Below are 11,096 nucleotides of genomic sequence, written 5' to 3' on the forward strand. Positions count from 1 at the left end.
TGGCGCCTGCCGCCACGGTGGCCGCCGTCTCGACGCAGGCTTTCGTGCTGGGTGCCGTGGTGGAGCCCGGCGTGCAGCTCATCTCGCCCAACCTGGCGGCGCTGGCGGACGCGCCCGTTGGCAGCGAGTGGGCCATGCCTTTGCCTGGCGGGCAAACCGAGGTGGTCGTCATCACGGCTTCGGGCATCGATGAACATGGGCTCCAGCAGGTCAGTGCCATCAGCCGGATGGATGGCGTCGGGCAGTCTTCGCAGTGGACGGTCGGCCCGGATGCGGTGTTCGCCACCATCCACACCACCCGAGGCGAATACCAGGTCGTCACGCGGCAGGGGCGCACCGAGATCCTGGATCCGCGCGCAGCCGGGCTGAGTGGCCCCAAGGGCGACGACCACATCGAAGCCCCTGCCGGCGAAGGCGGGGTGGACCTGGCGGTCGCGGCCGCGGGCAGTGTTTCGGCGGGGGCCGGGGCGGTGACGGCAGGGGCCACGGCCACCGCTGCGGCGACGTCGACCCCTGCGCAGCCGGCGCCGCTCAAGGCCGGCACGGTCGACACGCAGATCAACCTCCTGATGAGCTACAGCCCCAGCCTGGTGACGCTGTGGGGGACTGAAAGCGCGGCGCGCACGCGCATGGTCAACCTGGTCGAGGTGGCCAACCAGGCCTATGTCAACAGCGGCACGGGCGTGAAGTTCCGCATCGTGGGCTGGCGCCTGGTCAAGGCCGCCGATGCGACGCCGCAGGTGCAGCTCGACGTGTTGCGGCGCGACGCAGGGGCCTTTGCGGGCACGGCCGCCCAACGGCTGGCCAGTGGTGCGGCGATGACCGTTTTCGTTTCGCCCTTCAATGCCGTGACGTCCAAGACAGGCACCTGCGGGCTGGCCTACGTGCCAGCGGCGCGCGCGGCCGGGATCACGGCCTACCGGCAGCAGGCCCCCTGGCTGATGTTCTCGTCGATCAACGATGGCCAGCATGGCGGCTACTACTGCGAGAGCCTGACCCTGGCACACGAGCTGGGTCACAACCTCGGGGCTGCACACGACAAGGCCAACTCCTCGTTTGCCGGGGTGCTGCCTTACAGCTACGGCAAGGGGGTGTCGGGCCAGTTCGGCACGGTCATGTCCTACATCCAGCCCAAGGTGGCGCTGTTCTCGTCGCCCCAGCTGAGCTGCACGGCCAAGAAGGCGCCATGTGGCACCAGCAGTGAAAACGTCGTGGCCACGGTTTTGCAGACCAAGGGCACGGTGGCCGCCTTGGGCCGTGCCTCGGCCGTGGCGGTGGGCGCCGACGGCAGCGTGCAGGTGGCGGGTTGGGTGCTGCAGCCCAACGGCAGCCCGTACACCGGCGGCGGGGTCAAGCTCGCACCCACGGTGGCGTCGGTGGCATGCAGCGTGGGCAGCACGGGCTTGTACAACTGCCGGGTGCCTTCGGGCGTGAACTCGGTGACGCTGCGCGCTGCGGTGGGCGCCAAGGGGCGTGCCATCACGCCTGCGGTGGGCACGTTCGCGGTCGATCGGATGAGCAACACGCCGGTGAACGCGACGCGCTTCTATGTGAAGTGAGCGCTCGCAAACCAGTAAAACGTTGATTTGAAAGGAGTTGGGCCCCTGGTGTGGTGACGATGAATCAATAGCCAGAGACAATCAATCGCATTTGTTCAATCAATTCGCTTGATGAAACGTCCTGGCCTAAGATTGAACCTGTTTCCTCGAAAACACCTCCCTTTGCGGGGCGGTGTTTCCAACAAACCAACCCCTACCAGGAACCCAACATGAGCCTGATCAACACCCAAGTCCAGCCCTTCAAGACCGAAGCCTTCGTCAACCGCGGCGGCAAGGGCGAGTTCATCACCGTCTCCGACGAGTCCCTCAAGGGCAAGTGGTCCGTGCTGATCTTCATGCCGGCTGCCTTCACCTTCAACTGCCCGACCGAAATCGAAGACGCTGCCAACAGCTACGAAGAGTTCAAGAAGGCTGGCGCCGAGGTCTACATCGTCACCACCGACACCCACTTCTCGCACAAGGTGTGGCACGAAACCTCGCCCGCCGTCGGCAAGGCCCAGTTCCCCCTGGTTGGTGACCCCACCCACAAGCTGACCCGCGCTTTCGGCGTGCACATCGAAGAAGAAGGCCTGTCGCTGCGCGGCACCTTCGTGATCAACCCCGATGGCGTCATCAAGACCGCCGAAGTGCACTCCAACGAAATCGCCCGCGACGTGTCGGAGACCCTGCGCAAGCTCAAGGCCGCCCAGTACACCGCCGCCAACCCCGGCCAAGTCTGCCCCGCCAAGTGGAAGGAAGGCGCCAAGACCCTGGCTCCTTCGCTGGACCTGGTCGGCAAGATCTGATCGCGCTGTTGCGATCCACCGAAGTTTTGACCTGTGTTGAGGCCTGACCTCACCACACCGTTGAAAACTGTTCGCCTGCTCGCCCACAAGGCGGGTGGGTGGATGACCCTGGCCTTCTCATCTCGCTAAACAGGAGGAGGCCGGTTCCCGAAGTCACTTTGCAACTCAGAAATTTAAGGATGCCCAACATGCTGGACGACACCCTCAAGGCCCAACTCGCTGCGTACCTCGAACGCGTGCAACAACCCTTCGAGATCGTCGCATCCCTGAGTGACTCCGAGAACTCGCGCGAGATGCTTGAGTTGCTGCAGACCATTGCCAGTCTGCGCGCCGACAAGATCACCTTGAAGACCGACGGGCAGGACGCCCGCAAGCCGTCGTTCACGCTGCAGCGTGCAGGTGCCACCAACAGCCTGCGCTTTGCCGGCCTGCCGCTGGGCCACGAGTTCACCTCGCTGGTGCTGGCCCTGCTGTGGACGGGCGGTCACCCCCCGAAGGAAGAAGCCGAGACGCTGGACAACATCCGTGCGCTCGACGGCGACTTCAACTTCGAGGTCTACATGTCCCTGAGCTGCCACAACTGCCCGGACGTGGTGCAGGCGCTGTCGCTCATGGCCATCTTGAACCCGAAGGTCAAGACCACCATCATCGAAGGCGGCGCCTTCCAGGAAGAGGTGGAAAAGCGAGAGATCATGGCCGTGCCGATGGTCTTCCTCAATGGCCAGGTGTTCGCCTCGGGCAAGATGACCGTTGACGAGATCGTGGCCAAGCTGGACACCAACTCGGCCGCCAAGGAAGCTGCCAAGATCGACGCCAAGGCGCCTTACGACGTGCTGATCGTCGGTGGTGGCCCGGCTGGTGCCGCCGCAGGCGTGTACGCCGCTCGCAAGGGCATCCGCACCGGCATCGCGGCCGAGCGCTTTGGTGGCCAGGTCAACGACACGCTGGCCATCGAGAACTACATCTCCGTGCTGGAAACCGACGGCCCCAAGCTGGCCGCTGCGCTCGAAGCCCACGCCAAGGCGTATGACGTCGACATCATGAACCTGCAGAAGGCCGCCGAGATCATCCCGGCCGAGCAGGCGGGTGGCCTCATCCAGGTGAAGATGGAAAACGGTGGCGTGCTCAAGGCCAAGACCGTGATCCTGTCGACCGGCGCGCGCTGGCGCAACGTGAACGTGCCCGGCGAAGCCGAGTACAAGAACAAGGGCGTGGCCTACTGCCCGCACTGCGACGGTCCGCTCTTCAAGGGCAAGCGCACGGCCGTGATCGGCGGCGGCAACTCGGGTGTGGAGGCGGCCATCGACCTGGCGGGCATCGTGGCCCACGTCACGCTGATCGAATTCGCCGACACGCTCAAGGCCGATGCGGTGCTGGTCAACAAGCTCAAGAGCCTGCCGAACGTGACCATCCACACCAGCGCGCAGACGACCGAGATCACCGGTGCCGAGGGCAAGGTCAACGGCCTGAAGTACAAGGATCGCGCCACGGGCGAGGAGCACCTGGTGCCGCTCGAAGGCGTGTTCGTGCAGATCGGGCTGGTGCCCAACACCGAGTTCCTGCGTGGCACGGTGGAGCTGTCGAAGTTCGGCGAGATCCTGATCGACGCCAAGGGCCACACCAATGTGCCGGGCGTGTTCGCGGCGGGTGACTGCACCAACGTGCCTTACAAGCAGATCGTGATCGCGGCGGGTGCGGGGGCGACGGCGGCGCTGAGCGCTTTCGATCACCTGATCCGCCACGGTTGAGCGCAGCCGGCCTGGTTCGGCTCGATGAGCGCAGCGCAATGTCTGCGCACTAATCCGCAAGGGGCCCGTCTGTGACGGGCCTTCTTGCTTTGGCGTGTGCATTTCTTTCATTTCGCTGCCGACAATCCACTCAGGTCGACTGCGGAGGACCCCATGACCCCGACCCGCCTGACTCGTTGGCGCCGCCGTGTGCTGCGCCGTGGTGCCTTGGTGATCGCTGCGCTGGCGGGCCTGTCGCCCTGGTCGGCGATGGCCCAGGCCACGCCACCATCTGCGGCCGCCAGCCCTGCGCAAGCGGTGTACACGGTGTCCGTGGTGCCCCAATTTCCGGCGGCCGACATCGCCCGGACCTGGGTGCCCATCCTGGAGCGGCTGGGACAGCAGGTGGGTGCGCGCTTCGAGCTCAAGGTGCCGCGCGACATCCCCAGCTTCGAAGCGGATGTGAAGGCTGGCGCGCCGGACTTTGCATACATGAACCCCTTTCATCAGGTGCGCGCCAAGCGTGCGCAAGGCTACGTGCCGCTGGTGCGGGACACCGAGTTGCTCACGGGCATCCTGGTGGTCAGGAAAGACGATCCGATCCGCGAGCTCAAGCAGCTGCAGGGCCAGACGCTGGCGTTCCCGGCGCCCAATGCCTTCGGTGCTTCCTTGCTGATTCGGGCGCAGCTCGACGAGGTCGAGCGGCTGCGCATCACGCCTTTTTACGCACGCACCCACACCAATGCCTACCGGCAGACGCTGGCGGGCAAAGCCGCCGCCACGGGTGGTTTGAGGGCCACGCTGGAGCGCGAGCCCCCCGAGGTGCAGGCCGGGTTGCGCATCCTGTTCGAAACGCCGGGTGCGGCGCCGCACCCGCTGAGCGCTCACCCGCGTGTGCCGACGGCGGTGCAGCAGGCCGTGCAGGCGGCCTGGCTCAAGCTGGCGCAAGACAGCAGCCTGCAAACGAGCTTCCAGGGCGTGCCCATGTCGCGCCCGGTGAAGGCCGATCATGCGCGTGATTACGCGCCGCTGGAGCGCCTCAAGCTCGACCGCTACGCGGAGTGAGGCCGCAGCCTGCCATGGCCATGCGGCCACCCTGGCGCGCAACGTGGCGGTGGCCAGCACCAACCTGATCCTAACCGACAGCCTCGATGGGCTGGAGGAGCTGGCGACCCACTCGGCAGAGGTGGGTGACACCTTGTCCCTGTTGGTGCTGGGCAAGCAGTCCGAAGTGCTGGCCCATGTGCAGCGGCAGCCTGGTGCGGCGCCTCGCGTGATCCACGATCACCGCCTGCCGACTGGGGTGCAAGCGCCGGCTCAGGCGGGGGCAACGCCATCTCCGGTGCTGGTCACCCACCCGGGGCGCATCGAGGCCTGGCACCCGGTGGTGGCGGCGGGGCTCATCGGTTGGGTGCGCGTCGAGCACGACACCCGCGCCAGCGCACAAGACCGCGCCCGCATCTGGCGCAACACCCTGGTGGTGGCGGTGGTGGCGGTGGTGGTGTGCGTGGCCTTGTTGAGTGCCTTCCTGCGCCGGCCGATGCGGTCTCTGGCCACGGCGCGTCGGTTTGCCCGTCAGATCGTCGATGCCAAGGGCGCCTTGTTGCCGCAGGAGTCGGGACCGCTGGAGGTGACTGAGCTGCGGGAATCGCTCAACGAGGCATCGATGCTGATGTGCCAGCAGATGATCATGCTGGAGCACAACATGCGCGAGTTGCAGGCCCACGAGGCGCAGCTGGCGGAGCAGAACGACCAGCTGGGTGCGATCTCCCGCCTCAGCCAGGATGGCCTGGTGACCTTCGATCGAGAGAGCCGTGTGCGCTTTGTCAACAGCGCCTTTTTGCTGCAAACGGGGCTGAGCGAGTCGATGGTGCTGTCGTGTGACCTGGCAGGCCTGTCGGGCGCCTTGGCTGAGTTGACGCCGCCAAACAAGCCGTTTGCGGGCCTGGAAGCCGTGTTCCAAGGTTTGGGCGGTGACGAGGCCGTGGTGCTGGAGCTGGCTGGCGAGCGTCGCAAGCTGCTGTCCCTCAGCGGGCAGTGCAGCCAGCAAGGCAGCGTCAGCCGGGTGCTGTACGTGTGCGATGTGACGCGGCAGCACACCCTCGACGAGATGAAATCGGAGTTCCTCTCGATGGCGGCTCACGAGCTGCGCACGCCGATGGTCAGCATCTTCGGGTTCACCGAGCTCATGCTCAAGCGCGAGATGTCGGCCGAGCAGCGGCAGGACCTGCTGGGCCGCATTTACCGACAAAGCCAGGCCATGGTGGCCATCCTCAACGAGCTGCTGGACCTGGCGCGCATCGAAGCGCGGCGGGGTCAGGACTTCCTCATGGAGGAGCTGGACCTCGGTGAGGCGGTGCAGGCGGTGCTGGCCGACCACCGGCCGCCAGAGGGCAGGGCAGCGCCGGTGGTGGTGCCGCTTGCGCAGCCCATGCCTGTGCGCGCCGATCGCAGCAAGTTGCGCCAGGCGGTGCTCAACATCCTGTCCAACGCCTACAAGTACTCGCCAGAAGGTGGTGAGGTGGTGGTGCGCTTCTTGGCCGAAGCCGGCCCGGATCAACCGGGTACGACGCACTTTGGCGTGGCCGTCGAGGACCAGGGCATCGGCTTGAGCCCGGATCACGTGGCCCGGCTGGGCGAGCGCTTTTTCCGCGCGGACAAGTCCGGCAACATCCCGGGCACGGGCCTGGGGGTGAGCATCGTCAAGGAGCTGATGGACCTGATGGGCAGCCGCATGCAGGTGGTCAGCAACTTGGGGCGTGGCACCACGGTCACGCTGTGGTGGTGAACGCGCTCAGGCCAGGCTGAAGGTCGCGACCCCGTTGGCCAGGACCTGGGCCTGATCGCGCATGGCCGAGGCAGCGGCCGCCGTTTGCTCGACCAGCGCCGCGTTTTGCTGCGTCGACTCGTCCATGGCCTGCACGGCTTGGGTTGTCTGCTGAACGTCCTGGGCTTCGCTGCGGGCGCTCTCGGCGATGCGGGCCAGCAGTTCGTTGATGTGCAGCGTTTGTTTGACGATGTCGTCCACGGCGGAGCCGGCCTGGCCCACGACCTCGGTGCCGGACTCGATGCGTCGCACGCTGTCGGAGACCAGCTGGTTGATCTCTCGGGCGGCGGTGGCCGCGCGTTGCGCCAGCCCGCGCACCTCGGCGGCGACCACCGCGAAGCCGCGACCTTGTTCGCCCGCCCGCGCTGCCTCCACGGCGGCGTTGAGGGCCAGCAGGTTGGTCTGGAAGGCGATGCCGTCGATGGTGGACGTGATGTCGCCGATGCGGCGCGAGGACTGCCTGATCTCGTCCATGGTGGCGATCATGGTGTGGATGACCTGGCCACCGTGGCGCGCCGCCTCGGCGTTGTGTGTGGCCAGTGACGAGGCCTCGGCGGCCACGTCGGCGGTGCTGCGCACGGTCTGCGAGATGTGCGCCATGGCAGAGGCCGATTGCTGCAGGCCGCTGGCCGAGGCCTCGGTGCGCCGAGCCAGGTCGTCGGAGCCGGCGGCGATCTCCTGGCTGGCGTGCACGATGTGGTCGGCCGAGTCGCGGATCTGGGTGACGATGCGCCGCAGCGATTGCTGCAGGTCGGCGATGGTGCGCATCAGGCCGGCGGCTTCGTCGGCGCCCCAGGCTCGGGGCTGGGTGGCGAGGTTGCCGTCGCGCATGGCGTCGATGTGGAACACCACTTCGCGCAGGCCACCCTCGAGCACCTTCCTGAACGAGATGAACAGGTAGGACGACAAGAGCAAGCTGAGCACCAGCACCACCGCGGTCAGGTCGCGGGCGTGCGTGAGGTGGGCTTCACGCTGCTCGAGCAGCTGGTCGAGCAGGGGCAGGTGGTGGTCATAGAGGCCTGTCAGGGCCGCCAGCGTTTCGCGGCCTTGCCGGTAGAACTCGGCGGGCTGGGGGCCATGGGCATCGAACACCGCCAGGTGCCCCAGCTTGCGCAAGGCCAGGGCCTGGTCCAGGGCGCTGGTGTCGATCTTGGCGGCGATGTTGGCGTTGGCGGTGGCCACGCGCTCGAAGTAGCGGCGCATGTCTTCGGCGCCGCTTTGTGTCCGGGCGGTCCAGATGGCCCAGTTGGCCTCCTGCTCCGATCCGATGCTGCCGCGCGAGGCGGCGTAAGTGCCCCAGCCCCAGATCTGACCGGTGCTCTCGAGCATCTGCGGCAGCGTGAGCACCAGCGCATTCATCAGGTAGTAGCTGTCGAGGTCGGGGTCGAGCACCAGGTTGGAGTTGTCGCCGACGGCGTAGAGCAGGGCGACGACCGCAGCGGTGACCGGACCGAACACGGTGCGCCCCTTGCCGTCGGTGCCGTCTTTGGAGCCGGCGGTGGCTTGCCAGCTTTCTTGCAGGCGCTGCACGTTGGCGCTGATCTTCAAGGGATCGCCCTGCTGCTGCACGTACTGAGCGAACGCGGCCAGGGCTTGATCGGTGGCTTGGTGCGCGGCCTGGTAGTCGGCCTGAACCGCGTGCCCTCCCAGCATGGCGCGGGTGGCGTTGCGGGTGTCGATCACGCCCTTCATGACGGGCACCAAGCGCTGCATGGTGCTCACGCCCACGCGCTCGGCGCGGGTGAACTCGATGGTCGCGGCCTTGTCCTTGAAGTACTGCCAGGACAGCAGCACGATGGGCACAAGGAAGACCGCCGTCAGGATGCTGGCCTTGGCCTGAAAGCCGATGCGCCGAAACAGCCGCACGCCAGGGGCCCAGGGGCCGTGATAGCGGAAGAAGTCGCGCAGGCGTCGGCGCCGTGCTTCGGCGTCGTGAACTCGGCGCGAATGGGGCGAGTGCGGTGGCTGGGGCGTTGGGGCGGGAACCTGCACGGTGGGGGTGCGGGTGCCGGCGATGGGTGCTGTGTGCATGGTGGCCTCTGAGGTGTCTGGACACAAGGGCTCGCGACGCCTCGTCGGCAAGACGTCGCAAGAGACATTGTGGGAATCGGACACCGGCGTGAAGCGTCAAACAACCTTGATTTTCCGGACAGATGCCTGCTGGTGACGTCCGATCGCCCTGCGGTCCCCAAGTCGGTGCAAACTGCGGCCCATGAAGTCTTTGCCCGACACCCTGCAGGTCATCGAGCGCGGTTGGCTCTCGTCTAACCACGTGGTTTTTGCCGATGACGACGTGCCCACCGTGGTCGACACGGGTTACGTCACCGAGGGCGAGGGCACGCTGGGTTTGATCGGCGAGGCGCTCAAGGGGCGGCGGCTTGAACGCATCGTCAACACGCACCTGCACTCCGACCATGCGGGCGGCAACGCCTTGCTGCAGGCCGAGCACGGCTGCGAGATCTGGATCCCGCCCGGCGAGGCCGACCTGGTCGAGGCCTGGGACGAGGAGCGCCTGAGCTACCGGCGCACCAGCCAGCTGTGTCCGCGCTTTCGGCACGACCGGCTGCTGGCGGTGGGTGAACTCATCGAGCTCGGCGGTGAAGGCTGGCGCGTGTTGCCCGCCGGCGGTCACGACCACGCCATGGTGATGCTGTGGTGCGAGCGGCTGGGCATCCTGATGTCGGCCGATGCGCTGTGGCAAAAGGGCTTCGGCGTGATCTTTCCGGAGCTGGCGGGCATCCCCGGTTTCGCCGAGCAGGCGGCCACGCTGGAGCTGATCGGGCAACTGCAGCCGCGTGTGGTGATCCCCGGGCATGGGGCGCCGTTCAGCGAGGACGATGGCGCCGTCAGCGCCGCTTTGCAGGCGGCACGCTCGCGCATCCAGTGGCTCAGCGAGGACCCGCAGCGCAACGCCGACAACGCGCTGAAGGTGCTGCTGGCCTTCAAGCTGCTCGAAGCCAAGCGCCTGAGCCCGGCCGAGCTGACGCAGATGGTCTCGGCGACCTTCGAGGGCAACGACGCGATGCGCGGGCTCTACCCGATCGAGCCCGAGGCGATCGCCGCCTTCATGGCGCAGGAGCTCGAGCGGGTGGGGGCCGCGTCCTTGGTCGATGGCGTGCTGGTGGCCCGCGCCACCGCTTGAGGCGTCAGCGCACTTCGAACTCGCGCGTCTGCCCGCTGAAGGCGCTGACCTGACCCATCAGGTTCTTGGCGTCGCCGAAGTGGGCGATGCGGTAGCGCCCCGCAGGCGTGCCCGTCGGGATGGCCCAGTCGATGTCGGCCACCGATTCGGCACCCAGCGTGCGGCGCCAGCGGTAGCGCGTGGCCCAGTCGCTGTCGTCGGCGATGGTCTGCCAGGCCTGACCGTCCCAGCGTTGCACCAGCAGGAAGCTGCCGTTGCGGCGCAGGTTGTTCTTCGGGTGGCCGGTCTGAAAGCGCACGCTCACGGTCTGGCCTGCGGTGTAGCTGGCGTTGGGCTCGAGCAGCACCTGACCGAATCGCTTGCCCAGCGCGGGCAGGTCGAGCACCACACCGGTCTGGAAGTTGAGCTGGTTCTGGCTCAGGTCGCGAGGGGTCAGGGTGTTGGCACTGGGGCGACCCAGGGCCAGGTCTTGCGCCAGCTTGTCGAGCTCTTGCACGTAGGCGGGTTGGGTGGCGGGGCCGAACAGGGTGCTGCCGCCTTCGTAGTCCTGCAGGCTGTACTCCTCGGGGGTGGTCACGTACTGCGTGTACGCGTTGCTGTAGCCGACCACGATGACGCGGCTGATGTCCATGCCCAGTGTGCGCGCCAGTTGCCGGCGGATGCGCCACCCCGACATCATGGTGGGCTCGGCCGGCAGGCCGGCGAACACGATGGAGCCGATCTTGAGCACCTGCAGCGGCAGCACCTCGGGCGACCAGGGGTAGGGTTTCATGTCGCCCACCGGGATGACGACTTCCTTGACGCCATGGCACTCGCGCAGCGTGGCCGAGGGCCAGAACACCAAGCCACCGACGGCGGTGAGGAAGGGGTTGGGCTCGCCTTCCTTGGCGATGCCCGGGCCGGGGCCGTCTTCGGTGCTGCCGGCGGCGAAGCTGGCACCCAGCGCGGCCGGGCAGGTCTGCATCGGCTTGCCGTCGGGGGTGTAGGCGCCACTGACCTGCACGCGGCTCATGTCGACGTAGCGCATGCGCGAGTCGATGTCACCGCCCAGGGCCT

General features: G+C 67.0%; 8 protein-coding genes. 6 read left to right on the top strand and 2 right to left on the bottom strand.

The genetic code is table 11. The features are described from left to right. From B2W70_RS07515 to B2W70_RS07535, 5 genes are all read left to right on the top strand, one after another. Positions 1-1,559: reprolysin-like metallopeptidase (locus B2W70_RS07515; protein ID WP_286744390.1), on the top strand; the 1,559-nt coding region annotated here is incomplete at its 5' end. A gap of 209 nt (positions 1,560-1,768) precedes the next feature. Further along, positions 1,769-2,344, top strand: a complete 576-nt coding sequence (ahpC, locus tag B2W70_RS07520; protein WP_058086830.1) for an alkyl hydroperoxide reductase subunit C — start codon at positions 1,769-1,771, stop codon at positions 2,342-2,344. A 188-nt stretch (positions 2,345-2,532) separates the two neighbouring features. After that, positions 2,533-4,092: an alkyl hydroperoxide reductase subunit F gene (gene ahpF, locus B2W70_RS07525; RefSeq protein WP_286744394.1), complete on the top strand. Its 1,560-nt coding sequence runs from the start codon at positions 2,533-2,535 to the stop codon at positions 4,090-4,092. A 153-nt stretch (positions 4,093-4,245) separates the two neighbouring features. Beyond that, a complete protein-coding gene (locus tag B2W70_RS07530; RefSeq protein WP_286744395.1) occupies positions 4,246-5,136 on the top strand; it encodes a phosphate/phosphite/phosphonate ABC transporter substrate-binding protein in 891 nt (296 codons plus the stop codon). Beyond that, the gene (locus B2W70_RS07535; protein WP_286744397.1) at positions 5,081-6,859 is read left to right on the top strand and encodes a sensor histidine kinase; all 1,779 of its coding nucleotides are present in this window, start codon (positions 5,081-5,083) and stop codon (positions 6,857-6,859) included. The genes B2W70_RS07530 and B2W70_RS07535 overlap by 56 nt, the downstream gene beginning before the upstream one ends. A gap of 6 nt (positions 6,860-6,865) precedes the next feature. On the opposite strand, the gene B2W70_RS07540 is transcribed toward B2W70_RS07535, so the two are convergent. Continuing rightward, the gene (locus tag B2W70_RS07540; RefSeq protein WP_286744400.1) at positions 6,866-8,929 is read right to left on the bottom strand and encodes a methyl-accepting chemotaxis protein; all 2,064 of its coding nucleotides are present in this window, start codon (positions 8,927-8,929) and stop codon (positions 6,866-6,868) included. A gap of 181 nt (positions 8,930-9,110) precedes the next feature. On the opposite strand from B2W70_RS07540, the gene B2W70_RS07545 reads away from it, so the two are divergent. Further along, positions 9,111-10,040: an MBL fold metallo-hydrolase gene (locus B2W70_RS07545; RefSeq protein WP_286744402.1), complete on the top strand. Its 930-nt coding sequence runs from the start codon at positions 9,111-9,113 to the stop codon at positions 10,038-10,040. Between the two features lie 4 nt (positions 10,041-10,044). Here B2W70_RS07545 and B2W70_RS07550 read toward each other — a convergent pair. Next, the coding region (locus B2W70_RS07550) for a neutral/alkaline non-lysosomal ceramidase N-terminal domain-containing protein (RefSeq protein WP_286744404.1) at positions 10,045-11,096 on the bottom strand (1,052 nt) is incomplete at its 5' end.

The organism is Aquabacterium sp. UBA2148 (genome assembly GCF_002328915.1).
Lineage (GTDB): Bacteria > Pseudomonadota > Gammaproteobacteria > Burkholderiales > Burkholderiaceae_C > Aquabacterium > Aquabacterium parvum.

What these genes read in the sequence shown, in the direction of transcription:
- B2W70_RS07545 (WP_286744402.1), top strand. Translation starts at nt 9,111, where the DNA reads ATGAAGTCTTTGCCCGACACCCTGCAGGTCATCGAGCGCGGTTGGCTC.
- B2W70_RS07535 (WP_286744397.1), top strand. Translation starts at nt 5,081, where the DNA reads ATGCGCGTGATTACGCGCCGCTGGAGCGCCTCAAGCTCGACCGCTACG.
- B2W70_RS07540 (WP_286744400.1), bottom strand. Translation starts at nt 8,929, where the DNA reads ATGCACACAGCACCCATCGCCGGCACCCGCACCCCCACCGTGCAGGTT.
- ahpC (WP_058086830.1), top strand. Translation starts at nt 1,769, where the DNA reads ATGAGCCTGATCAACACCCAAGTCCAGCCCTTCAAGACCGAAGCCTTC.
- B2W70_RS07530 (WP_286744395.1), top strand. Translation starts at nt 4,246, where the DNA reads ATGACCCCGACCCGCCTGACTCGTTGGCGCCGCCGTGTGCTGCGCCGT.
- ahpF (WP_286744394.1), top strand. Translation starts at nt 2,533, where the DNA reads ATGCTGGACGACACCCTCAAGGCCCAACTCGCTGCGTACCTCGAACGC.